This is a genomic window from Lentzea flaviverrucosa, from assembly GCF_003350445.1.
In the GTDB taxonomy this organism is placed as follows: domain Bacteria; phylum Actinomycetota; class Actinomycetes; order Mycobacteriales; family Pseudonocardiaceae; genus Lentzea; species Lentzea californiensis.
The window spans coordinates 1,076,273-1,101,192 of sequence record NZ_QQAU01000001.1; the positions used below are offsets into that span (position 1 = coordinate 1,076,273).

17 protein-coding genes are annotated in these 24,920 nt (G+C 66.6%); 3 read left to right on the forward strand and 14 right to left on the reverse strand.

What is annotated here, in order from left to right:
* Positions 1 to 74: 74 nt before the first annotated feature.
* The 7 genes from kal to DFR72_RS04910 all read right to left on the reverse strand — a co-directional run bounded on the left by kal (position 75) and on the right by DFR72_RS04910 (position 7,875).
* Positions 75 to 473, reverse strand: coding sequence for a 3-aminobutyryl-CoA ammonia lyase (gene kal / locus DFR72_RS04880; protein ID WP_090063835.1), 399 nt, complete (start codon positions 471 to 473; stop codon positions 75 to 77).
* Entirely contained in the window at positions 470 to 1,222 is a 753-nt protein-coding gene (gene kamE / locus DFR72_RS04885) for a lysine 5,6-aminomutase subunit beta (RefSeq protein ID WP_090063834.1), read from the reverse strand. Before kamE ends, kal begins: the two co-directional genes overlap by 4 nt.
* Positions 1,215 to 2,786, reverse strand: a complete 1,572-nt coding sequence (kamD, locus tag DFR72_RS04890; RefSeq protein WP_090063833.1) for a lysine 5,6-aminomutase subunit alpha — start codon at positions 2,784 to 2,786, stop codon at positions 1,215 to 1,217. The genes kamE and kamD overlap by 8 nt, the downstream gene beginning before the upstream one ends.
* A 3-nt stretch (positions 2,787 to 2,789) precedes the next feature.
* Positions 2,790 to 4,337: an amidohydrolase gene (locus tag DFR72_RS04895; protein WP_211335346.1), complete on the reverse strand. Its 1,548-nt coding sequence runs from the start codon at positions 4,335 to 4,337 to the stop codon at positions 2,790 to 2,792.
* Entirely contained in the window at positions 4,330 to 5,340 is a 1,011-nt protein-coding gene (gene kdd / locus DFR72_RS04900; RefSeq protein WP_090063831.1) for an L-erythro-3,5-diaminohexanoate dehydrogenase, read from the reverse strand. The genes DFR72_RS04895 and kdd overlap by 8 nt, the downstream gene beginning before the upstream one ends.
* A gap of 70 nt (positions 5,341 to 5,410) precedes the next feature.
* Positions 5,411 to 6,919: an alpha-amylase family protein gene (locus tag DFR72_RS04905; protein WP_090063830.1), complete on the reverse strand. Its 1,509-nt coding sequence runs from the start codon at positions 6,917 to 6,919 to the stop codon at positions 5,411 to 5,413.
* A complete protein-coding gene (locus DFR72_RS04910) occupies positions 6,916 to 7,875 on the reverse strand; it encodes a TIGR03885 family FMN-dependent LLM class oxidoreductase (RefSeq protein ID WP_090063829.1) in 960 nt (319 codons plus the stop codon). The genes DFR72_RS04905 and DFR72_RS04910 overlap by 4 nt, the downstream gene beginning before the upstream one ends.
* 102 nt (positions 7,876 to 7,977) lie before the next feature.
* Here DFR72_RS04910 and DFR72_RS04915 point away from each other — a divergent pair, with 102 nt between their 5' ends.
* Positions 7,978 to 8,373 (forward strand): SsgA family sporulation/cell division regulator, encoded by a 396-nt coding sequence (locus tag DFR72_RS04915; RefSeq protein ID WP_170176122.1) that lies wholly within the window; start codon positions 7,978 to 7,980, stop codon positions 8,371 to 8,373.
* On the opposite strand, the gene DFR72_RS04920 is transcribed toward DFR72_RS04915, so the two are convergent.
* On the reverse strand, positions 8,370 to 8,930 hold the full coding sequence (locus tag DFR72_RS04920) for a GNAT family N-acetyltransferase (protein ID WP_211335304.1): 561 nt from the start codon (positions 8,928 to 8,930) through the stop codon (positions 8,370 to 8,372). The genes DFR72_RS04915 and DFR72_RS04920 overlap by 4 nt on opposite strands.
* The gene (locus DFR72_RS04925) at positions 8,927 to 9,391 is read right to left on the reverse strand and encodes an FxsA family protein (RefSeq protein WP_090063827.1); all 465 of its coding nucleotides are present in this window, start codon (positions 9,389 to 9,391) and stop codon (positions 8,927 to 8,929) included. The genes DFR72_RS04920 and DFR72_RS04925 overlap by 4 nt, the downstream gene beginning before the upstream one ends.
* Positions 9,392 to 9,521: 130 nt before the next feature.
* On the opposite strand from DFR72_RS04925, the gene DFR72_RS04930 reads away from it, so the two are divergent.
* The gene (locus tag DFR72_RS04930; protein WP_090063826.1) at positions 9,522 to 10,910 is read left to right on the forward strand and encodes a KamA family radical SAM protein; all 1,389 of its coding nucleotides are present in this window, start codon (positions 9,522 to 9,524) and stop codon (positions 10,908 to 10,910) included.
* A 512-nt stretch (positions 10,911 to 11,422) separates the two neighbouring features.
* Here the strand turns inward: DFR72_RS04930 and DFR72_RS04935 are convergent.
* From DFR72_RS04935 to DFR72_RS04945, 3 genes are all read right to left on the reverse strand, one after another.
* On the reverse strand, positions 11,423 to 12,103 hold the full coding sequence (locus tag DFR72_RS04935; protein ID WP_143086644.1) for an ATP synthase subunit B family protein: 681 nt from the start codon (positions 12,101 to 12,103) through the stop codon (positions 11,423 to 11,425).
* Between the two features lie 328 nt (positions 12,104 to 12,431).
* Positions 12,432 to 15,977 carry a hypothetical protein gene (locus DFR72_RS04940; protein WP_143086643.1) on the reverse strand — a complete coding sequence of 1,182 codons (3,546 nt, stop codon included), beginning with the start codon at positions 15,975 to 15,977 and terminating at the stop codon, positions 12,432 to 12,434.
* A 194-nt stretch (positions 15,978 to 16,171) separates the two neighbouring features.
* On the reverse strand, positions 16,172 to 17,269 hold the full coding sequence (locus tag DFR72_RS04945) for a DUF3644 domain-containing protein (protein ID WP_170176123.1): 1,098 nt from the start codon (positions 17,267 to 17,269) through the stop codon (positions 16,172 to 16,174).
* A gap of 249 nt (positions 17,270 to 17,518) precedes the next feature.
* Between DFR72_RS04945 and DFR72_RS04950 the strand changes: the two genes are divergently transcribed.
* Complete coding sequence (locus tag DFR72_RS04950; RefSeq protein ID WP_211335305.1) at positions 17,519 to 18,697, forward strand: hypothetical protein; 1,179 nt, start codon at positions 17,519 to 17,521, stop codon at positions 18,695 to 18,697.
* Positions 18,698 to 18,913: 216 nt separating this feature from the next.
* On the opposite strand, the gene DFR72_RS04955 is transcribed toward DFR72_RS04950, so the two are convergent.
* Positions 18,914 to 21,391 carry a tetratricopeptide repeat protein gene (locus DFR72_RS04955; RefSeq protein ID WP_090063822.1) on the reverse strand — a complete coding sequence of 826 codons (2,478 nt, stop codon included), beginning with the start codon at positions 21,389 to 21,391 and terminating at the stop codon, positions 18,914 to 18,916.
* Entirely contained in the window at positions 21,388 to 24,720 is a 3,333-nt protein-coding gene (locus tag DFR72_RS04960) for a P-loop NTPase fold protein (protein WP_170176124.1), read from the reverse strand. Before DFR72_RS04960 ends, DFR72_RS04955 begins: the two co-directional genes overlap by 4 nt.
* Positions 24,721 to 24,920: the final 200 nt, after the last annotated feature.

Sequence of the window (24,920 nt, forward strand, 5' to 3'; positions counted from 1 at the left end):
GGCGCGAGCACCGTCTTGGGCACCTGGCCTGGTCCCTGTTGACGCCGAAGTTCGGGAACGACGCGGGCCCGGGGTTACTCCGCGGCTGTCGGAGCGACAACAGTGCCGCGGGCCCGCGTCACGACGATCGGCTCAGCGAGCAGATCGGCCGCCGACGGACCGCGTTCGGGCGCCGAACGGCACACCACACGCGCCTCGAACTCGATCTCGCGCGACCGCTTCCCGATGCGCACCAGCGTCGCCGACGCCTCGATGACGTCACCGGCCTGGATCGGCGCGATGAACTCGACGGAGCTGTATCCAGCGAACAACCCCTCGTCGGAGTCCGTGTGGATGAGCAACTCGGTGGCGACGTCACCGAACATGCCGAGCCCATAGGCGCCGTCGACCAGGTTGCCGCCGTAGTGCGCGTGCGAGTGCGGGACGTACCGGCGGTGAGTCACCACAAAACCCTCGACCAAAGCTCCGCTCACGCGGCGACCCCCTTCTTCTCCTGCATCGCGTGCACCAGGTAGCTCGCGACCTCACCGGGGGTGGTACCCCGGGAGAAAACTCGATCAACCCCCAGTTCGCCCGCCATCAGCGGGTCGAACCGCGGGCCGCCGGCCACCAGCAGCGGCCTCCGGTCCCCCATCGCCTCGCGGAACGCCGCCGACATCTCCTGCGTGTTCAGGATGTGCGCGTCCCGCTGGGTCACGACCTGGGAGATCAGCACCGCGTCGGCCTTCTCGGTGCGGGCGGAGCGGACCAGCTCCGGTACCGAGACCTGGGCGCCGAGGTTCACGACCTTCAGCTCCCGGTAGTACTCGAGGCCCTTCTCGCCCGCGAAGCCCTTGATGTTGAGGATCGCGTCGATGCCGACCGTGTGCGCGTCCGTGCCGATGCACCCGCCGACCACGACCAGCTTGCGCCGCAACACCTTCTTGAGCGCCGAGTTGACCTCGGCCGGCGACAGGAGCGGGTACTCGCGCTCGACGACCTTGACCTCGTCGAGGTCCACGAGGTGCTTCACCGACCCGTAGACGACGAAGAACGTGAAGTCGTCGCCGATGGGGTTCGAGTGGACCACCATCGCGGGGTCCATGCCCATCCTGTTCGCGAGCTGCAGCGCCGCGCCGTCCGCCTTGGGGCCGAACGGGATCGGCAGCGTGAACGACGTCTGGATCATGCCGTCGCCGGTGGTGTCGCCGTAGGGCCGCACGTACCTCTTCGCGTCAGACACCCTGGGCCTCCAGCATCTCGCTCGCGGGGTTGAAGTACTCGGCCGCCTTCTCGACGACGCCGTCCGCGCCCTTGCCCTTGTGCGCCGGACGCTTCATCAGGCCGAACGTGCCGTCCGCGATGGCGTTGAGCAGACCGTCGTCGACGATGCGCGCCAGCAGGTCGACGGCCTCGCCGAGCACCTGGTGCGCGCGCTTGACGATGAGACCGTCCGGCGCGGGCCGGAAGTCCTCGGCGAGGCTGCCCGCCGCGTTCAGCACGTACCGGACGTTCTTCAGGGCCAGGTCGCGGTCCGACAGGAACGGCGTCACGACGGCCTCGGTCATCATGCCGACGAGCAGGATGGACTGTCCTGTCAGGACACCGGCGAGGTTGAAGAACCCGTCCAGCAGATAGCCGTCGAAGACGTCGCCGGTCATGTGCTTGGTCGGCGGCATCCACTTCAGCGGTGCGTCCGGGAAGAGTTCGCGGGCCAGCAACGCGTGCGCGAGCTCGAGCCGGAACGAGTCGGGCACCTTCGGGTTGATCTCGAAGGCGTGACCGAGGCCCAGCAGGTGGTCGGGCAGGCCGGCCTCGTGGGCGAAGTGCTCGTTGAGGAGCTGGGAGACCGTGACGGTGTGCGCGGCGTCGACGGCGTCCGCGGTGGTGAGGTAGTTGTCCTCGCCGGTGTTGATGATGATGCCGGCACGGGCGTGCACCTGACGCGAGAAGCGCTGGTCGACGAACGTGCGGATCGGGTTGATGTCGCGGAACAGGATGCCGTACATCGAGTCGTTCAGCATCATGTCGAGGCGCTGAAGTCCTGCCAGGACAGCGATCTCCGGCATGCAGAGGCCGGACGCGTAGTTGGTCAGCCGCACGTACCGGCCGACCTCCTTCGACACGTCGTCGAGGGCCGCGCGCATGATCCGGAAGTTCTCCTGCGTGGCGTACGTGCCCGCGAACCCGTGGTGCGTGGCGCCTTCCGGGACGTAGTCGAGCAGCGACTGCCCGGTCGAGCGGATCACCGCGATGATGTCGGCGCCCGCGCGGGCCGCGTTCTGGGCCTGGACGACGTCCTCGTCGATGTCGCCGGTCGCGACGATCAGGTAGATCCACGGGCGTTGCGCGGGGTCGCCCCACTTGGTGATCAGCTTGTCGCGCTGGGCCCGGTTGCGGTCGACCGCCTTGAGCCCCTTCGCCACCGCGGACGTGGACGCCTTGCGCGCCGCCGTCAGGTCCTTGCCGGTGGGGATCCTGAACTGGATCTGGCCCGCCGCCGTGGCCTCGGCGAGTTCGGTGAGGGTGCCGAGGTTGTTCTCGCGCAACGCGTGGAACGCCGGCAGCACGACGCCGTGCTCCAGCCCGCACTGCTCGCGCACCGTGTCGATCACTCGGTTCACCCACGGGACGTCACCGGCGCGGTGCGTGGAGTCCGCGCCGGTGATGCCCGCCAGGCGGAGTGTGGCGCGCTCGACGGCGACGGTGGTGTGCGCCTTCGCGAGGGACACCACCGGTTCCGCCGCCCGCGCGGCGAGCTTGCGCGCGGTGGCGACCACCGAGGGGTCGAGGTCGAGCAACGCCATGAGTCACTTCCTCTCGTAAATCGTCCGGCCGTTCAGGACGGTGCGCACGCAGACCGGCGCCGGGCCGGTGAGGTCGGGCAGTCCGGGCACGCCCGAACGGGGGTCGGTGGACCAGCGCTGCACCCGCGCGTCGCTGCCCGCGACGACCAGGTCACCGGTCTCCCACACCGCGTACGTCGCGGGCGCACCGGGCTGCAGGGTGCCGGTCAGGCCGTCGTTCACGCCCGCCGCACGCCAGCCACCACGCGTGTGCGCGGTGAAGGCGGCACGCGGGGAGACGCCGTGGCCGTCGGTCTTGTGGTGGACGGCGGCTTTCACAGCGGCCCACGGGTCGATGGCGGTCACCGGCGTGTCCGAGCCGAAGGCGAGCACGACGCCCGCGGCGGCCAGCCGCGAAAAGGGGTTCAGCCCCACACCGCGCTCGTCGCCGAGTCGCTGGACGTACATGCCGGTGGGTCCACCCCACTCCGCGTCGAACAGCGGCTGGACGGAGGCGACGACGCCCCACCCGGCCAGTTTCTCCGCCTGCTCCTTCGACACCATCTCGACGTGTTCGAGGCGGTGGCGGGCCGACGCGAGCTCAGGCGTGCCGAGTGCCTTCTCCGCGAGGGAGAAGCCCTCGATCACGGCGGTCATCGCGGCGTCGCCGATGACGTGGAACCCCGCCTGGATGCCCAGTTCGGTGCACTTGACCAGGTGGTCGGCGATCTGCCGTGCGTCGAGGTAGAGCGCACCGGACGTGCCGGCGTCGGCGTAGGGCTCGGTCAGCGCGGCGGTGCGGGAGCCGATGGCGCCGTCGACGAAGTGGTCGCCCGCGAGTCCGCGCACCGGAACGTCGGGCAGCTCGTGGGCACCCCAGTAGGCCACCACCTCGGGGCCTTCGGTGAGTGCGAGGAGTTCGCGCAGGTCGTCCTCGCCGGAGATGTCCGGACCGGCGCACTCGTGCACGGACGCGATGCCTTTTGACGCCGCGTGGTTCAGGAACGCGAGTTGCGCGGCCTGGCGTTGTTCGGGCGTGATGGCGGCCTTCGCCGTGCCACGCGCGTGGTGGTGTGCGGCGCGCGAGAGAGGGCCGTCGGCGGAGAAACCGTCGGCGGCACGGGCCTCGTCGCTGATCAGGTCGGAGGAGACCAGGGCGGAGTGCACGTCGATGCGCGACAGGTACACCGTCTTGCCCTGGGCGGCCTCGTCGATCTCGGCGCGCGTCGGCGGGCGGTTCTCCGGCCAGCGCGTCTCGTCCCACCCGTGACCCCACACCAGGGGGCCCTCTGCGGAGCGCACCCGGTCGAGCAGTTCGTCCACAGAGGACGTCTTCGTCAGGTCGAGGCCGGTCAGGAGCAGGCCTGCGGACGTGGCGTGCACGTGCGCGTCGACGAACGCGGGCGCGACGAAGGCGCCTTCGAGCTCGACGACCTCGGCGTCCGGGTGCAGCGCGTGCCCGACCGAGTCCTGTCCGATCCACACGACGACACCGTCCGTGACGGCCATCGCCGTCGCATCCGGTGCGTAGATGCGGCCGCCGACCAAAAGTTGCGTACTCACGTCACGCAGTCTGCCGTTGTTCGAACAGCGCCCGCACACCCGCCCGGGTTCGGACCAGGTCCAACGCGAACTGGGCGTGACCAGGCACATACCCGTTGCCCACGATCATCTCCACGTCCGCCGCAAGACCCTCCGCACCGAGGGCGGCCGCGCTGAACGAGGTCGCCATCGAGAAGAAGATCACGGTGCCGCCGTCCGCGGTCGCGAGGATGGCGCCGTGCTCGCACCCCGGCACGTCCACGCACACGACCGTGACGTCGACCTGCTTGCCCACGGCCTCGGCGACAGCGACCGGGTTGCGTGCGTCCGCGATCACGACCTCGTCCGCGAGGCCGGACTCCAGCACCTGCGCTGCCTCACGTTCCGTCGGCACCAACGCGACGAGGCGCGACGCACCGGCCTGACGTGCGGCCGCGAGAGAGAGGGATCCGGACTTGCCACCGCCGCCGAGCACCAGCACGGACCCACCGGCGTGCTTGCGCACGACACGGTCGGTCAGCGCCGGTGCACCGCACACGTCGAGCACGGACAGCGCCAGCTCGTTCGGCATGTCGTCCGGCAGCACGGCCGCGATCGAGCGTCCGAACAGCACCGCGGTCCCCCGGCACGGCACCTGCTCGTCCTCGCCGTCCCAGTCCTGCAGGCCGTCGTTGATGCGCAGCGGCGTCAGCGTGAGGCTGACCAGCGTCGCGATCCGGTCACCGGCCTCGAGCCCGAGCGGCGACTCCGGCCCGACCTCGAGCACGGTGCCGAGCAGCATGCCGCCCGAGCCGGTGACCGGGTTCTGCATCTTGCCGCGCTCGCCGACGATGTCCAGCACGGCCTGCCGGACCGCCGCGCCGCTGCCGTGCTGCTCCCTGAGCTGCCGGAACGACGCCGCGTCCAGGTTGAGCCGCTCGACCGCGACGATCACCTCGTCGGGGGCGGGCACGGGTTCCGCGTCGAGCCGCCAGGCCTGCTGCGGCAGAACGCCGGCGGGCTCGATGACGCGGTGCAGTCCGTACGCGCTCACGCGAAAATCCTTCGGTCGACGACGCTGTCTCGAAGATATCTTCACGTGAGGCGTCAAGATTGCGCAAGTATCACTCAGACTTCAGGCGGAACCAACGGCAGTCGTAGGGCGCGAGGTCGACCTTGGCACCGATCTTCGCGGGCTTCAGGTCACGACCGGTGAACACGTCCGTGAGCTTCCCCTCGCCGGGGACCCGCACGGTGACCTCCTGGTCCGTGAAGTTGTGCACGGCGATGACCGCGCCGCCGTCGCACTCGGCGCGATGGGCGAACACGGTCGGATCGCCGACGTCGAGCACCTGGACCGCGCCCCAGGCCAGTTCGGGGCACTCGCGGTAGCACTCGACCAGTCGCCGCATCCACGTCAGCAGCGAGTCGGGGTCGTGGCGCTGCTCCCCTGCCGCGTCCCAGTCCATCGGCACCCGGACCGCCATCCTGCCCTCGAGCGACAGGTCCTCCTCCAGGCCGATCTCCTCGCCGTAGAACAGCACCGGCGTGCCCGGCAGGGTGAACAGCAGGCTGTAGACCATGCGGATGCGGCGCTGGTCGCCGTCGAGCATGCCGGGCAGCCGCCGGCGCAGGCCTCGGCCGAAGAGCTGCATGTCAGGGTCAGGGCCGAATGCGTCGAAGACCTCCTGGCGTTCGTCCAGCGGCAGCTTGTCCAGGGTCAGTTCGTCGTGGTTGCGCACGAACGTGGCCCAGTGACCGTCACGCGGCGGATCCGGGCGTTCCTGCAGGGCCTTGGCCAGCGGTCCGGACGACTTCCGGGCCAGGGCCAGGTACATGGCCTGCATGCCGACGAAGTCGAAGCACATGGTCAGCTCGTCGCCGACGCCCTGGCCGTAGAAGGCCATCGTGTCCTTGTACGGCAGGTTCACCTCGCCCAGCAGCACGCCCTCGCCGTTGCGGCGGTTGAGGAACGCCCGCAGGTCGGTGAGGTAGTCGTGCGGGTCGGGCAGCGAAGCCGCGTCCATGGGGTCGTTCTGCTCCAGCAGGAACGGCACGGCGTCCACGCGGAAGCCGCTCAGGCCCAGTTCCATCCAGAAGCCCATGATGCGGGCGATCTCGTCGCGCACCTCGGGGTTGGTCACGTTGAGGTCGGGCTGGTGCTTGTAGAAGCGGTGCAGGTAGTACTTCCCGACCTCCTCCGAGTACTCCCAGAGGCTGTTCTCCTTGTCGGGGAACGTGATGCCCTGCGGACCGTCCTCCTGGGGCTCGTCCGCCCACACGTACCAGTCGCGTTTCGACGGGTCGTGGAACCACGGGTGCTCGTCGGAGGTGTGGTTCACGACCAGGTCGGCGATCACGCGCATGCCGCGGTCGCGTGCGGCCCGCACGAACTCCACGAAGTCGCCCAGCGATCCGAGGCGGGGGTCCACGCCGTAGAAGTCGGTGATGTCGTAGCCGTCGTCACGTTCGGGCGTCGGGTAGAACGGCATCAGCCACACGCACGTCACACCCAAGGCGTGGAGGTGGTCGATGCGTTCGGTGGCGCCGCGGAAGCCCTGGTCGGAGAACGTCTCCACGTCGAGGCAGTAGAGCACGGCGTTCTTCCACCAGACGTCGGACGTGCGGATCACGCCTTCACCTCCGGCAGCACGTGCTCACCGAACGCGTCGATGAACGGGATCAGGTCCTGGCCGACGTGGTGCAGGTAGATCTCCTCGAACCCCAGCGACGCGTACTCGTACAGCCGCTCGGCGTACCACTTGAGGTCGGTGGACACGTCGACGACCTTGGCGACGTCTGCCGGAGTGACGTGCTCGGCGACGACGTCGAAGTGCTCGGCCAGTTCGAGGTCCCAGCACACGGGCGGCTGGAACACGTTGCTGCGCCACTGGTCGTGCGCGATCGCGATGGCCGTCTCCTCGTCCTCGGCCCAACTGAGGTGCATCTGCAGGTGGAGCTTGCCCTTACCGCCCGCGTCCCGGTAGGCGCCCGCGACCTCGCGCAGCCGTTCGGGCGGCGCGTTGACGGTGATCAGCCCGTCGGCCCACTCGGCGCACCAGCGGGCGGTCGCCGGGCTCACCGCGGCACCGATCAGCAGCGGTACCTCGTCGGGCAACGTCCACAGCTTGGCCCGGTCGACCGTGACCAGGCCGTCGTGGCTGACCTCCTCGCCGGACAACAGCGCGCGGATCACGTCGACGCACTCGCGCAACCGCGCTGTCCGCACGTCCTTGCGGGGCCAGCCGTCGCCGGTGATGTGCTCGTTGCTGGCCTCACCGGTGCCGAGCGCGGCCCAGAACCGGCCGGGGTTCATCGCGGCCAGCGTGCCGATCGCCTGAGCGGTGATCGCCGGGTGGTAACGCTGCCCCGGCGCTGTGACCACGCCGAACGGCAGTTCGGTGGCCTGCAGTGCCGCGCCGAGCCAGGACCAGGCGAACCCGGACTGCCCCTGGCGCGCGCTCCAGGGTGAGAAGTGGTCTGAGCTCATCGCCGCGCCGAACCCCGCCTCTTCAGCCCTGCGCACGGCGGTCAGCAGGTCTGCGGGGTGTATCTGCTCGTGTGACGCATGGATGCCATAGACCGTCATGGCACTTCAGGTACCCAGTCGAAAACTTCGGGAAAGCTTTGAACCGGCTCCGGACGGCGGCCGTGTTGGATGCAGCACCCTCACCGCGGAGGAGGAACGGCGATGTTCAACGAGACCCGGGTCGGCACTGCCACCGTCGTTGAGTTCATTCGGCCGGACGGCTCGGTCGAGCCGATGAACGTCGACTTCCAGTACCGATCAGACGATCCGCATGCCGTGACCATGCGTTTTCAGGCGCGGGACCAGGAGTCGACGTGGCTCGTCGGCCGCGAACTGCTCGCGGACGGCCTGCTGTCGCCGACCGGGCTCGGGGACGTGCGACTGCGGCCGGGCGACGGCGACGTGCTCGTGCTGGAACTGCTGACCGAGGACTCGCACGCGGTGTTCCACCTGTCCGCGGCCGAACTGCAGCGGTTCCTCGACTCGACCTACGCCGCGGTCCCGGCCGGGCGTGAGGTCCTCGACTTCGAACTGCTGATGAAGGACCTCCTCGGCTAAAGGCGCAGCCCCAGGACCAGCTTTTCCGCGGAGTCGACCACGCGGAAGCCCATGTGCTCCCAGAAGCCGACCGCGTGTGTGTTGTGGTGCCGCACGTGCACATGGACGCCCTTCTCCAGGCGTTCGAGCAGGCTGCGGACGAGCGCGCCGCCGAACCCCTGGCCCTTCGCGCGGGGCAGCAGGTTCGCGTGCAGGTGCGCCGGGTAGTCCCTCGCGAGCATCAGATCGGCACGGGCCGGGTGGTGGATCTGCTGCACGATCCGGTTCGCGTTCGGCGTCAACGGGTAGCGGACGCGCAGGTCAGGCCACCAGTCGCGGTCGCAGCGGTCCTCGAAGGCCTCCGTGTCGGACGCCGCGAGCGCGTACCCGCAGATCCCCTCGTCGTCCTCCGCCACGAAGACCAGATCGGGTTCGAACGCCGCGTACGGGCCGACGTAGGCGTGGCCCATCAGGCGTGGATCGTCGAACAGGTGACGCGCGCCGAGGCCACCGTTGCCGGTGTCGAGGCAGATGTCGTACAGCGCGTCCAGGTCGGCGGACCGGTACGCGCGGATCACCTGAGCTCGCGCCGCTCCGTGATGACGACCGGGCCGGCGTCGACGTCGATCACTTCGCCCTCGACGACCTGACCGGCGCCGAAGCGGCGTTCGTGCTCGAACTTGAGCGCGGCCGCCTCCGCCTTGCGGGCGATCCGCCGGCTCACGAGCCTGCGCGTGGGCGGGAAGAGCAGGAACAACGCGGCGACGTCGCTGATGAAGCCGGGCACCATGATCAACGCGCCGGCCGCCGCGATCAGCACGCCGTCCGCCATCTCCTGGTGGGGCTGCTGGCGCTGGAACACCGACTCGCGGAACGCGGCCATCGTCTGCGCGCCCTGGCGGCGCACCAGCGACAGTCCGACGAGGGTGCCGAGCAGGAGCAACGCGATCATCCAGAGCCCGCCGATGGCGTTGCCGACGGCGACCATGACCGCGATCTCGGCGAACATCCCGAGCAGCAGCAGCGCGAAGAGGGGCATATCCGCTCAACGCACAACAGGCCGTCTTTGCTCCCGACCAGCCCTCCACCAGGCCTTGAGCAGAAATATTTACGGCAGCCTAGCGGTATGACAGGATATCTTCACGCGACCTCGACGCTGAGGAGTACGGATGACCGCGCTGCACGACGCCACCACGGCGCTGGAGCGGCTGGACCGCCAGCCGTACACGTACGTCCGCCGTGAGCTGGTCGAACCAGACTGGCGACGCTTCCCCGGCTGGTCGCACGTGACCGAGACGCAGTGGCGCGACGCCCAGTGGCAGCGCGTGAACTGCGTGAAGAACGTGAAGCAGCTCCGCAAGGTCGCGGGCGACCTGCTGACCGACAGGTTCTACGACGACCTCGCCAAGGACATGGACGCCTTCGCGACGATGTCGATGCTGATCCCGCCGCAGATGTTCAACACGATGGCGGTCGACGCGGACCTCTCCCCCGACGCCTTCACCGAGGCGTTCCTGAACGACCCGGTCCGCCGCTACATGCTGCCGGTCTCCTCGGACCGCGACCCGAAGTGGCCGTCGCACCCGCACTCCCAGCGCGACTCGCTGCACGAGGCGGAGATGTGGGTGGTGGAGGGCCTCACCCACCGCTACCCGACCAAGGTCCTGGCCGAGATGGTGTCGACCTGCCCGCAGTACTGCGGCCACTGCACCCGCATGGACCTCGTCGGCAACTCCACCCCGCTGATCGACAAGCACAAGCTCACGCTGAAGCCCGTGGACCGCCAGGACCAGATGATCGAGTACCTGAAGAAGACCCCGGGCGTCCGCGACGTGGTCGTCTCCGGCGGCGACGTGGCGAACGTGCCGTGGCCACAGCTCGAGTCGTTCCTCATGCGCCTGCTGGACATCGAAACGGTCCGCGACGTCCGCCTGGCCACCAAGGCCCTGGCAGGCCTCCCCCAGCACTGGCTCCAGCCACGAGTGGTCGAAGGCCTGGAGCGCGTCGCGCGCACCGCGTCCCGGCGCGGCGTGAACCTCGCGATCCACACCCACGTGAACCACGCGCAGTCCGTAACCCCCCTCGTCGCCGAGGCCGCCCGCACCGCCCTGGAGGTCGGCGTACGGGACGTGCGCAACCAAGGCGTTCTGATGAAGGGCGTCAACGCGACGTCGGACGACCTGCTGGACCTTTGCTTTGCACTGCAAGGGGAAGCGAACATCCTGCCGTACTACTTCTACATGTGCGACATGATCCCCAACGCAGAACATTGGAGGGTGTCGGTCTGGGAAGCCCAGGAACTTCAGCACGCGATCATGGGCTACTTGCCCGGCTACGCGACGCCGCGGATCGTCTGCGACGTTCCGTACGTGGGCAAGCGGTGGGTCCACCAGCTCGCCGAATACGACCGTGAGCTGGGCATTTCCTACTGGACGAAGAACTACCGCACCGGGATCGAGCTCGAAGACGCGGAGGCGTTGGATCGCCGCTACCCCTACTACGACCCGATCTCCACGCTCGGCGCGGCCAGCCAGAAGTGGTGGACCGACCAGACCTGACAGGTCACGATGGGGCCGTTTCCGGGACGCATTCCGGAGGCGGCCCTGTCGGCATGTTTTGCCTGTTCAGACCCGTCGTGACCCATTAGGTCTCGACGAGAAGGGGCCCAGAAGGGGCCCCAGAAGTCCATAGTGGACACTATGGCAGGTGCACAGTGGACACTGCTAGTCAGCGAATGGTCTAGTACGCGGTGACCCGCGCGTCTGCCATCAAGCAGGGCTCGTTCTCCTGCGATGGACGATCCCGCCCACGGCGAAGCCAGCCAAGATCCCCAACGTCTGACCCATCCGACTACCGCTCATCGCTGCTGTAGGTGCACCAGATCAGCAGCACGGCACAATGGACCAGGTGCTGAAAGCCGTGGGCGAAGGCAGCCAGAAGTTCATCGTGGAGCTGCTCTCCTCCGCAGCGGCGAAAGTGGTCACGGGTGGCTGATGCCGCGTTGCGACCCATTCATTGGTGAACGCAATGAGTGCTCGTATAGCAGCTCAGTCGACAAGCGTCCTGATCTCTATTGAAGACCGTTCAAGCGGTCAGCTGCGTTATTAAGCTGAGTGACCAAGTCCGGGAGGCCGACGAGCTGTTCTGCAGCCTCGCTCAACATGCCTGCACTGTCAGGCAAGCCCCGTAACTGGAACGCAGCGTCGCTGAGCATCGCCGCAGTATCGGGGTCGACGACAGCCCCAGTGCGACGGATCGCCGCCAACTCCTCCTGAAGCTCACGCAGTAGCCGAGCCGCTTCGAGGTCAGTTTGCGCGAGCCGCGCAAGCGTCTCTTTGATCTGGTCGTCACGCCGCTCCATGGCCTCCACGATCACCGTTTCGAAGAGCTCGACGGTGACCGGCGACTGCGCCTGCAAGCTCCGCTGGCCACTCGTCTCCCGATCTGCCTTCCAGTCGAGAAGAAGCTCCACGGAATAGGCATCACCACCGTCTTCGTCCACTACACGGTGGTGAAGGCGGCACAGGTAGATCAGGTTCGGAAAGTCGTTCCGTTCCTTGTCGGTCATCGTGGGGTCGTAACGGGGACCGTCTGGGTTCAGCGCACAGACATGAGCGATGTCGAGCGCCATCCGATACTTGCCGTTGACCAGCCGGAGCAGCTGTTCACCGCAGCCCGGCCAGTAGCACTTTCCGGCGCTGAAGGCGGTCAGTGCTGCCCTCACTGCGGGCGAATAGTCACGGGTGGCCACGCCAAGCCTCCTTCAAGACCGCCACAGCATGCGAGTCAACACACACACCAGCCTGCCAGGCACCATCACAGCATCAAGGGATTCAGCGCTAGGTCACCCATCCGGACGTAACCGCAGATCTACGTTGGAGGCGTTGAAGGGTCCGCCGAGGCAGCCTGTTGCGACTGCGGGAAGCGCTGCCTGTCCCCGCAACGATCGGCCGCATTCAGCGCAGGATTCAGCCCCAGATTCCCGCTGTTTTCGCCGGTCCAGCCTTGGCTGGGCACGCTGGAAGCCCTGCCAAGGTGGCGGATCCCCACCTGTACCAGGCGGGGTCCCAACACAACCTTCATGCCTGTGTTCGCTCAGGGACCTCCTGGAACATCCATGAATCGAGCTCTCCCAGCGTCACGAACGCGATCGGTGATTGCAACGCATACGCGACAGGGCTGGGCCTTCTCGTGACGAAAATCCCCCGGACAACTCTCGGCGGAGGTACTCGCAGAGACGCCGCGACCGCTGAAGATCCCGCTGCCACGGCGTCGACCTTCGACTGCAGCTTCGCGAACTCGCCCTTCGGCTTGGAGAACTGATGTACGGAGCGAGCAATCTCAGCCGACGTGAACACTTCTGCGAGGTCTTTGTCGTCGATGACCCACATCGTGTCGCTGTCGGGATGCATTGCGATGTGATCGATTTCGCCGGGGAGACTTGGCAATCCGATCGTGTGCGCATGGTGAGCCTTGATGCGGCTGCGCACAATGAACCCGTGCTCACGCAACCATTCGTCCACCTCGTCCTCTAGAACCCTGGTGCGTTGCAGTCGCACCTGGTCCAGGGCACTGCGAAGCCTCGGGTACCGCTCCAGTCGGCTGGTCGGCCATGGAAGCAAGCCGTCACTGAGATAGCCGCCGGTCACCCGTCCTGTGGTAGAGGAGTTCCACGGCAGAACGAGCACCGTGTCGTCAGACAGTTGGATCAGTGGTCGCACAAGCAGGCGATGGTCTCGGGCACGGCCCTTCCAGGGCTGGACGCGCTCAGCGGTCAGGTCAGCACGAGTCAGCGTCAACGCGGCAAGAGCTGCGCTCGCCTCGGAGTGATCGACGCCGAGTTGTTCGACCAGGTCGGCCTCCACCTCGGTCAACGACACCACGGCAGTAGGGCTCTCATCGCTTACGGGCCATGCGCTGAGCGCCCTGCACGCGTTCAACAGCGTGGTTGCCGAACAGCCAAGATCGTTGTGCATCGCGGGATCCACTTGAGCAAGAACATCGCTGAAGCTCGGGCCTCGCTCCGCTTCGTTGGCAGGTCGTTGGTTCCTCGCCGAATAGTGCCGGAGACGGGCTGCGTTGAACGCGTCCATGTCGATGGCGGTCGATTCCTGCGGCTGCAGGGTGACCTCGAACCGATCGGACACGTCGGTCACCTCGTTGCTCATTTCGTGCAGCAGCGCGTCGGACCTCGTGGTGGAGTCGACGAAGAGACCCGCCAGTGCAAGCAGGTGAGCCCATTCGATGTCGTCAGGTTCGATCTCGCCTTGCTGCTCTGCGACCAAGGCCAACTCGATCAGTGTGGCGAAAATCGCCGACTGCTGGGCGAGTTCGCTGTCTGCTTCTGGCTCAGGTTCTCCTGCTTCGTTCAATCGGGGAGGCATCTGTGCCAGGTTGCTGCGCTGCCGGCGCTCCGCTTCCCGGGTGAAGGTGATCGCTTCCATCTCGACTGCGGCTCGGTTGAGCACCGCGCTCGCGGAGAAGCGCACGAACTTCTCAGCCATCTGTTCGCGGAGCCACGACAGGATGATTCCGAGTTCGAGCGTTCTGGACTCAGCTCTGTCACGTCGCCCAGGCGCCTGGCCCGAGCCGGCAAGGTGGACACCGAGCATCCTGTTGGCTTGCGACACCGCCCACTCGGCCACGGGTGCCGGCCGTTCCAAGTCGCGTGCCTGGTTCAGCACTGTTTCGGCGGAAATGACGAGGACCCTGTCAGCACCAGGCCATGCTGCGGCCAACGCAGCGACTGCCTGCTGCTTGCCATCGCAGGCTCGCGACCACGCTTCTGTGATCAGCACGCCAAGTCGTTGTTGGATGTATCCGGGATTCTCGACCTCGTGGGCCTGCAACCCCGGAGACCACAGGACGACAAGGTCATCTTCTTGATCGGCGAGCACCATGGGTTCGCCGTCGAACTCCGCGTACTTGTGCAGAACGACTACCTGATTGAGGCCGCAAGCCTTGAGCGCATCGACCGTCTCGACACGCAGTTGCAACATCACGCGGCACGCTGTCCCGAGCATGTTGAGTGCGAATCCGAGAAGATCTGCAGGCACAGCTCCCTGCAAACCCTCTACGACCACAGGTCCGCATCTGGGATCGGCAGGGTCGAGCAGAGCGAGCGCCCCAGCAGTTCTGCCCTGCGCGGAGAAGCTCACCAGGCCGCTCGTCTCGGACGCGATGGACTTCAGCTTCGTCGTTGGTGGAAGTTCGAGCCTGTGCAACGCCCATTCAAGAGGGGCCTGCTCACCCGCGAGTTCCCACTCCTCGTCACCAACTTGATGTGGCGCGACCATGATCCCGGTCGGAGGCAGCCCAGCACGGTGCAAGGCCTGTCCGGTGGCTCTCCACGTCTGCCAGGTGTTGACGAGTTCCCAGCCGAGCATCTCGACCTCAGCGTTCGTCACGACCTGTTCGTGGAAGAATGCCCACAACTCGTCAGCTCGCTCGCAGGTCTTGACCATCCACGCCAAGTCCTCCATCGTCACGAGCCCGACCTGCTCGGTCACACCCAAGAACGTCGCTCCCACCGACGCCGTGACAACGACACGAAGCACCTCCGCATCCGCGGACAGAGTCAGTTCACCAGCATCCGTTCCAACCGTTGCTCCCGGTGCGATCGCGCACAACGCAGCTTCTGCCGCTTGCGTGTCACACATAGGACCGATGTGTGCAGCGACCGCGAACGCCAGCACATGACGTTCACCGAAGTGAATCAACATCACCGGACCTGCCGGCCCTTGGACTACATGCGCTGGGGGCAGGTCCGGCAGAGAGTGCATCAGCTTGCCGAGTTGGGATCGCGCGATCTGCAACCACTTCTGCTGTGCTCGGTAGGACTGCGCGGCGGCATGAACTGCCAGCCGGGTGACCCCGGCTTCGCACGCTTCGGTCACATAGGGCAGTGGGAGTGCATAGCGCACGCCGGCTGGACCAGACACTGCGATCGCTGTCCCGAAGCAAGTCGACGTCATCCCGAGGTCTACTTCGAGCTGTCCAAGGGTGACAGTGCCCCACTCAAGCGCTTTGCGATGTGCCTCAGTCGCTTCCGCCCCAAGAGGTGTCCACGTCAGCACGTCGCGGGCGGCGCGGATTTCGTCAGCGCTCACCTGGGGAAGATCTCCAACTTCCGGCTCACCGCCTGCAGGCCATACCGGCGCAAGACGTTCGACAACGTGTTCGGTGTGCGCCAGGCACACTTCAACCCAGTCGGCAACGCCGAACCCCAGCAAGCGCTCAAGGGTCGGATCGACCGCCTGCGCCACAAGTTCAGCCGTCCACAAAGACGTCACCGGCCGCTCCATCATCCCGGGGTAGAGCCGATACGGCTTATCTCGAAACGTCCTGGTTGCAGGTACCCGCGGATCCCACGGGACCGCATCTTCCAAAGCCGCGAGCGAACCCGCCTGCGCTTCGAGCAGCCTCATCAGGTCCCGCATGTCCCCTGCTGCCTTGCCAGGAGCTCGTCCCTGAAACGTTGCACGCAGCGCCAGCCTCACCGCATGCGCCAGGGTGAGATGCCGGTGCATCCCCAACGGGGACGTCACAATCGCATGCGCTACAGCCAAAGGATCACCGAAGCCGGACAGTGCAGCCACCACCGAACGCTCGCTGTCGCGACGCAAGCGAAGCCGCTCCTTCTCGCCAGACTTCGCCTTGGACCTACTGACAGCCATAAGGCTCGCACTCCAGGTTAGTTTCAGCTAGGACAACGCACTCACGTGCGAACTTCGATTCGAGGCCTGAGGCTCAGGGGCCGGCGGCAGCTTGTTCGGCGGTCCAGCTGCAGCGATGATGTCCGCTGCCTCATCGCTTTCGTCTAGACCGCAGCTAGTCCCCTGGTTCCGTCCGCGGACTCCTTGTAACGCGGTTCCTCGCCGAAGAACTCTCGCCAGCCCTTCGCCGTCTTCAAGTGTCGGACCAGCTTGTGCACGAACGCCTTCGTGTAGCCGTAGTCCTTGTGCATCTCGTCGTACAAGCAGTAGCGCTCGTCTGTGCGCTCGGGGTGTTCCGAGCCAACAGGCGGTCTCACTTCGAGTTTCTGCCAAGCCTTGATGAAGTGGCCACGGTGGAAGATGAACGGCAGTTCGGCAGCAACCTCTTGGACCACGACATTAGGCTTCATGAGTTCCAGGTTGATCACCCCGCGGCGTTGCTCGCGAACAACGACCAGCCCCTTCCTGCCGAGCGTCTCCACCGCGCTTTTTTGATCTTCGGTCATGTCGTCGTACCTGGTGAACTGCACCGGCAACGCGTCTGGGTCACGAGGCACGAGCTCGTTCACGAGCCGGAGCCGCAGCTCGTAGCGGCGGTCGTTGACGATCTCTTCCGACAGGCCCGAGTGGTACTCGGCCATGAATGTCCTCAGCTGTGCTGGCAGCGCGGCTCGCAGCCGGAGAAGCGTGGACTCGCCGGGGTCGGTGAAGCTGCCGATGAACACCGGGAACCGCAAGCTGGTCGCCAGAGTTGTCTGCGGCCCGAACTGCGCCACGAGCTCTTCCTCGTAGTTGAGCAAGTGTGCTTGAGCGAGCCCGCCAAGAGCAGCCTGCAGGCTCAGCTGCGACCGCGACGCATACCGGTGCTCGATCTTGTTGCGCAGCGCGATGAAGAACTCGATGTTGCTGCGCACCGGATCAATCTGCGGCCAACGTTCCGCGACGCACCGAGCCAGCTCCCAGCGCTTCGGTTCACCGTCCACTTTCTCCAGACGCTTCGGCAGGTCGCGTCTCCAGTAGCGGAAGTCGATGTCGTCACGGGTGAAGACGGCGTGCAGCAGATACAGGTAGGCAAGATGCATATGCACGACGAAGCCTTCGAAGGCACGTGCCTCAGCTGGATCGTTGTAAAGCCTGGCGGCCAGGCACGCCTCGGATCGCGAGGCCTCGATCATGGGCCAGAACTTCTTCGGTCGAGGCATCCACGCCTCCCTCGCTCAGCGCTGCCTGTGCTTGAACAGCGCTGGACGAAGCCGGCGCGTTACTCCACACGCCGAGCCGGTGAACAATTCCACCCGATCGGGTCACGACTGGACCCTGCTGCAACTCGCTGGCCGATGGCCCTCATCCGCCACACCGAGTTCATAGTCCTTCGTCGCACGCCCGGAACCTTCTGTCCTGGTACGGAAATGGTGTGAGGAACCTCGTCACCAGATCTAACATCAGGTCTCATGGTGATCTATTCGGATCGAAGCCGAACGGATGCGTCCCCCAAGCGGGAGAGCGAGCCCGAGGCAGAGTTCTACGACCGGATCGCTGGTCCGTACTGGGACCAGGTGCGGGAAGTGATCAACGAATGGTCATCGCACCTGCCAGTGGACGCTCAACCAGGCATCCGTAGCAGGCTTCGGGATCGGAACAACGACTCGAACGTCTTCTCGGCCCTGTGGGAGTTGTACCTGCACGAGATGCTGATCGGCTCCGGTTGCACCGTAGAGGTCGAGCAAGCCGCTGGTGACCGCGGCAAGTACCCGGACTTCCTCGTGACACACGAGGACGGACAATTCGTCCTGGAGGCGGTCTGGACAGTCCAGCGCCTGAAGGGATCGGCGTACAACCCGTTGATCGCATCGCTGCTCGATGCGATCAACACGGTCCCCAGCCCGAACTTCTACCTGGCTGTCACGATCAACAGAACCGGCGCGAAGAAGCCCTCGCAGAAACGCCTCAAGGCAGACCTCGCTCGATGGCTCGAAGAGCTGGATCCGGACGAGTTCATCGCCGACCGCGAGCTGCGCGACGGGGCACGAGCACGCCACACGTGGGCAGAGGCCGACTGGTCCATCTCGTTCGAGGCAATCCCGCGAAGCCCCGAAAGTCGAGGTCTTCCGGGACGAACCATCGGGTTCTATCCAACGATTGCGTGGTTCGGCGGCGAGAGCGAGCTGGTGCTCGACACGGTCAAGAGGAAGGGCACCAAGTACGGCGAGCTGAATTTGCCCTTCATCGTGGCAGTCGGGCACGCTGGCTTCTTGCCCGAGGAGGAGGACGTCAAGACCGCGCTGTACGGAAGCTCTCACGGGCACGCCCGTCGAGACGGCGCTTCGACCTACACCCGACTGGCCAACGGGTATTGGACGGCTCCCCGTGACAACGGCCATGAGCGGGTGAGCGGCGTACTCGTCGTCGACAACCCAGCGCCGCCGACCTGGGCGACCAAGTCCCCCACTCTCTGGCACAGCTCCCATCAGAACTCGATCAGCGCACCGGTGCTCCCAACCTGGAAAGCGGCACGGCTCGTCGACGGCCAAGTTGAACGCGAGCCCTCTGTGACCGAAGTCCACACTGCACTCGGTCTCCCCGCACAATGGCCTTCCGGAGACCCGTTTCCGAGGCCACAACGCCAATGAGCTGACGTTCTACAAGCTGTTGTTCGGCAGGCGGCGTGTGGGTGACGCGCTGTGCGAGGCCCGGCTGACTGCGCGGCTGCGCAGCGGGGATGCCACAACCTGGGCGGCCTATTGCCCATGTACGGCGAGCCAGCCTACCAGCTGCGCGGGAGCAAGCCGCCTTCGGAGGTGCCGTCGACGTTGAGGAACCACGGCTTTGACCATCCACATCGGACTTTAGTCGAGCGGTTTGAAGGACCAGGGTTCGGCAGTGCTCCCTCCCACCTCGATGCCGTACAGGTCAACCTGGTTCGCCTCGGCGTCGCGGCCCCTTGTACGCAGGAACGCGACAAGTTGGTTGAGTGACTCGTCGCCGCGTTCGACGGACGCGCGGAGCAGTCGTTCTGCTTCGTCGTTCTGCCCCAGCGCGACGAGCGCCTCGCGTAGCAGAGCTTCGGTGGGCTGGTCTCGTGAAGGCACGCTGCGCAGGAGGCGTTCAGCGGCCAAGGCTCTTCCCTCTGCCAGGTCTGTGCGCGCGAGGTCGTGGGCGATGTCGACCGCACCGGCACGGGCCATACGGTGCTTCCACTTGGTGGCCTCAGGCTCGCTCATCACGTCTGTCAGCAAGCGCATTGCCGCGAGCGAGCCTTCTTCTGCCAGCTCGATCACTTGGGCCATGGCTTCGTCCGCGCGGCCGGCACGGATCAGGGCGTCGAAGCGGTGGCGCAGGTGGTCTGGATCGTCGAGCAGAGCCGGTTCGTTCCACATCCGCAGGGCTTCGGGCAGGCGTTCGGTGCTGGCCAGGAACGAAGCCAGCGCATCCCGGTAGCGCGGTTCACCGGTTTGGGCGGCCGCTCGGAACCACCGTTCGGCTTCCTCGGACTCACCGTTGTTCATCCGCAACTCAGCAAGACTGTGCTGAGCGTGGCCGTCACCAAGTTCGGCGTCTTCCTGCCACACTGCGGCAGCAGCCACGACATCTCCGTGTTTGACGAGCTGCCTCGCGGTCTTCAAGCGATCGTGCTTCCTCCGCGTTTCCCTATATCGCCTTAGTCCTAGGGGAAACAACCTTCTCCTGAGGGCGAGTTCGTTCTTCGCCGCAACCGTCCCTTCCGCTCTCCACCTCCGCGATTCGTCTGGCTCGTCGACACGAAGAAGGCGTGCCAGCAACAACATCGCACGCCAATCCCCGGCTTCTGCCCATCTCCTCAGGACAGCCGTAGCCTTCGCGTTTTCACCCTTCGCCTGGTACAGGTCCGAGAGCCAGAAGTACTGCAACGGATCGTCGCCAAAGGGCAATGCGAGCTCAACGGCCTCGTCGTACCTCTTCAAGGCGACGAGGAGGCGGAGAGTCGCGGTCAGGGCCTCCGGGTTGCCCGCGTCTCGGGCAGGGCCGAGCCACTGGAGGGCGTGCTCCAACAACCCTCTTTTCTTCAACTGGAGAAGCTGCTCGTGCATGTGGAGAGCCTCTGTTCGCTGCACAAGCCGTTGCCACCACACGATGTCCTCTGGACTCTGCTGCATGGCGAGTGCATGCATGCTCGTGATGGAGCCGAGTGCGGCTGCAGCACGCAGCCATGTCAGGTGATCAGGATGATCGCGTTGGACGACCTTCCACGTCATGAGCTCCGCGCCTTCGAGTTCGCGGGTCACGGGGTGGATGGTCCTGGCCGCGAGGCGCAACAATCCTCGGTGGGTAGCGGAACTGGCGAGCCCGGCACGTTCGCCGGTGGGGCCGAGGTGCGTGAGCATCGCCTCCCACAGCGCGGCCGGCACCACCCGCGAGGGCAGAGACCTGAAGTGCTGCACCAGAAACTCGTGCGCCCGGTAGTGGTCCGCCTCACCCATGTCCAGTTGTTCGCGCGACTTGGTGAGCGCGCTGATGCCGTGCACCGGTGCGGCGGCCAGGGCATCCGCGTCAGCGAACCAGGACGCGCCTGAGGCCCGGTCGTGGCTGTCGAGGTAGGCGGGCGCCGCCTCGCGGACTACGGCCACCGGGACCGGCCCGCCGCCCAGCAGGAGGCTCGCCTGGATAGTGGTGGTGACCAGGGCGTTGGCGACGGCGTTGGCCGGGTCTCGGTAGGCGCGCACCAGTTCCGGGCCGCCCGCGAGTGCCTGAATGACCTTGCCGTCCGTTGCGGCTTTGGCGGCGTAGGCGAGTCGCGGGTCGTGGCGGCCTGCGTCGTGCAGCCGGGTCAGGGCGTCGCCGTCGAACGACTCCGGCACCTCGACTGGGTAGGCGGCGACGAGCAGTTCCCGGGCTGCGGGGTACGGGCCGTTCTTCTCGTTCAGTTCGGACCACCGGTCGGTGAGAGTGGTGCCCACCACGACCAGGCCGCGGATGTGCAGGACCGCGTCCAACGCCTCGACGGCGGCGTCCTCGACGAGGTAGTGGTGGATCTCGTTTAGCCACACCACGGCCGGGTGGTCTGGCATGTGGCGGACCAGATCGTTCGCACTGAGCGGGCGGAACAACGGCAGGTCGGCCAGTTCCGCCCTTACGGCTTCGAACGCGGTCCTGGTTTTGCCGGTGCACGACGTGCCCGTCAGCACGACGAACGGTTCCTTCCCTCGTAGCGCCTTGCGCACATTGTGGTCGTGCGCGCGGATCACATATGGGGGAAGCTTCGTCCGATCCGCGGCCCCGGACACCTCGACAGCCTGGTGGACGCCGAGCCGGGCGGGGCTCCAACCGGAGATCGAGGGTCCGGTCACAGCAACCTCCTGGACAGGGCGGCGAGCAGGTGCGAGTCCTGTTCGGTGAGCAGTTCGCGCAACGACTTCGCCGCTTCCTTGTCCCGTTTCGGGTCGAGCCCGACCTTGGCCGCCGCGCGCGCCCACTCGACGTCGTCGCGTGGTGCCGCGGCACGCAGCCGGGTGACCCCTTGTTCGCCGTCGACCACGCCGAAGAGCTGGGCGGACAACGCCGGCCAGCGCACGACGAGTTCAGCGAGCAGCACCACCGCCTTGGCCTGCACCACCTGGTCCGTACCGCCGGCGGGCGATCCGCCGGCGGACAACACCCTCAGGTAGAACTGCCAGACGGTGAGCAGCCGCTTCGCCTCGCGCGCGGACTGCACCGGCAGGGTGTCCAACCTCTCCTGGACGCGTTGCCGGACGGCCGGGTGGCGTTCAAGCTTCGCGAGGTCGACCGGCGCTTCGCCGGGCTCCTCCTGCCCAGTCGCGGGCTGTGCCGGCATCAGCTGTTGTCGTTGTGGCGCCGCGCCGGTTCTGACCTCGGTGGCGCGAGGTTCGGCCGGTGGCGGTGCCGGAGCAGCCGGTTCCTCGGCGACGGGGATCACGGTGCCGAGGAACCGGGTGACCATGCTCTCCATCGTCGAACGCTCGATCCGCGGCAGCAGCACGGGAAGCTGCACGAGCTTGCGCAGGAACGTCCACCCTGGGGACGGATCGTCGAAGTAGCGGCGCGTCTTCTCCAGCGTGAAGTCCTTCATCACCTGGTCGATCTGCGCGGCGACCACACCCATGTCCAGCCCGAGCACGAACTTCGTCGCCGGGAAGTCCTCCGACAGGAACAGGTTGACCGCTTCCAGCACCTCGCACGCGGTCTTCGGGTTGCACCGGTCGAGGTCGTCGACGAATACCACGACAGAGTGCCGCTTCGCCGCCGCGTCCTGCAGCAACTCGTGGATGTCGTGCTGCAGCAGGTAGAGGTAGCCGGATCGGGCGTGGTAGAGCGGGTCGCGCAACACCGAGTCCGCGCCGGGCTGGGCCAGTGCGCCGCTCAGCACCGGACCGTCCAGCAGCCCGGCCGGGCACCAGTTGGCGGCACGTCCGAAGAAGAACCGCCGCAGGGTGTCCACCACCGCCGCGGCAACCAGGACCGCCGCAACCCACTTCGCCAGCGTCGCACCGCTAGCGACGTGCACACCTAGCACGTCGATCGACCGGTCGTACCGCAGCAGCGCCGCGCCGACGGGCACGGCCACCGACAGAACCGCAAGCTTCACCAGCGGCGACAACGCATTGCGCAGCAACGACCGGCGCAACCGTCCCCGGTCCAGTCTGCTTCCGTTGCGCCGCAACCAGTATCGGGCACGTTCGTGCTCAGTAGCGAACAGCTTTTCGCTCACCGCGTCCAGGATCGACCGTGCCATGCCCGCCCAGACTTGGTCGCTCGACTGGTGCGCCCATGGGTTGAACCACACGGTGATCGGCGAGACTGGAGCGGGAAAGTCTTGGTCTCCACTGCTATTTTCGGGCTTGCGCCACAACAGGTATATCGCGCCCGCCAACGTCAGCCAACGCTTCGCCCAGAGCCGCCGGATCCGTCTCCGCCGCTGCTCCGATGCGGGTGGTGCGGGCAGGTCGTCGAGCCGCTTGCGCACGATGCCCATCAACGACGTCTTGCCCGCTCCCCACGGACCGTCGACCGCGATGACGGACGGGCCCGTGCCGTCCCGGTCGAGCGGCTTCGCCGCAGGTGGCTTCACCATCGTGACCAGTGCGTTGATCCACGCGCCCCGGTTGAGGGCGTCCTCCCGCGCCCACTGGTCGCCGGTGCCTAGGAAGTCGACCGTCGACGCGCTCTCCACCTCGCCGATCTGGTTGCGCCATTCTTCGGCGAGTTCCGGGGAGATCGTCGGGGCGACGACAGAGATGCACATCGAGAGCGCATAGGTCAGCTCTGCACGATTCTGCTGGGCCGCTAACGGCCACAGGTTGAAGGCCCTGCCGAGCAGTTCGACCAGCGGCTTTCGCAACGGTGGCCGAGCGAGGGCCGCGGCCGCCATCCGTTCGAGGAAAGGGGCGAGTCGCCCCGGCGACCCCAGGGCCCAGTTGAACGCCTCGCGCAGCCCCTCCGGATTGTCATGCGCTGCGTGCCCCACGACGAGCTCGTGTTCCAGCAGAGTGGTGCCGTCAGGCGCGGGCAGGACGCTCCACCCGGTGGGCATCGCCCCGTGCAGGCGCAGGTTCGTCAACTCGGCGGTGACGCTTCCCAGTTCGTTGGGCCGCAGCCCGGCCATCGCCGCGATCCACACGATTCGCGCAGCGGGTTTTTCCGGCAAATCCTCGACCTCGACGAGCCTGGTGCGCCAATACCTGGTGACCGCCGCGAAGTAGGCTGCGGGCCAAGCTCCCCACTCCCAATCCCGATCCTCACCACGGTGCAGGCTCGCGGCGAGCAGGTGTTCCAGCGGTGTCTCGGCCCTGGTGAGCGGCGTGCCGTGGTGCGAGCCCTCCAGGTCCCGGAGGTCACGAGGGCTGAGCCGGCGCTGGTTGAGCGACATGATCACCGGCGGTCGTTCCGGAAAGGCGTCGGGCTCGGCCTGCAGGACCTGGTCCCACAGGGTCGACGGCGCCTCGTCCTGTCCCAGGAGCAACACGCGCGTCCGGTCGTGTGCCGAGACGTCCAGGAGCGCGAGAACACGGGCGATCGGAGCGATGTCAGCATGGTCGATCACGACGAGCGTCCGCGAGGCCGAGGACGACAGCACACCAGGGTCTCCGTTAAACCCCGCGTTCCACCCGTCCGCACGCATCTGCGCGCACAGCTCGTTCGCCAGCCTGGTCCGGCCGGTTCCGGGAAGGCCGAACACCATCGCTCCCGAATGCCTGGCCGCAGACCCGCACCAGTCGACGAGCGTCCGCAGTTCTTCGGCCCTGCCGATGAACGGGGCGGGCTGCCTGGTCAGCTCTGGCATCTCACGCGGTCCGGCCACGCTCACTATCCCGCCGATAACCTCGCGCCCGACCGGCCTCGTGAACGGCACCGACGGGTAGCGCCGCAACCGATCAGGGACCGAATCCTCAGCCACCAGCAAGACGATCGACAACCCTTTGTCGCGCCTCGCGATGTCCTCCGCCACCGAGAGCTCGTGGCGGGACGTCTCGTCGCCCAGGTAGTCCGGCGTGACGATGACGATGACGATCGTCGCCAGCCCGATCCTGACGAATAGGTCGTCCGAGGTGGAAGCGGAGATCACCCGCACGGCGTCGTTGCTCTTCTCCACCAGCTGGGTCAACGCCTCGGCGTCCTCCGCGCCGTCCGGCGCGTGGCTGATGAAGATCTCGATGCTCATTGCCCGCCCTCGTGCGATCGCCGCTACAGAAGCTTGATCGCACGGCGGCGGCAGGATGTTGCACGGCCGGACGTCGACCCGCATTCGATTCCACGAGGACGCCTGCGTGCCCACAGGCAACAGTTGGAGGTCCTGGACGATCCGCGCGCCGCGACACGCTGCGCTCCCGCAACCGCCTACGCCTACCGGGTCGCAGGAGA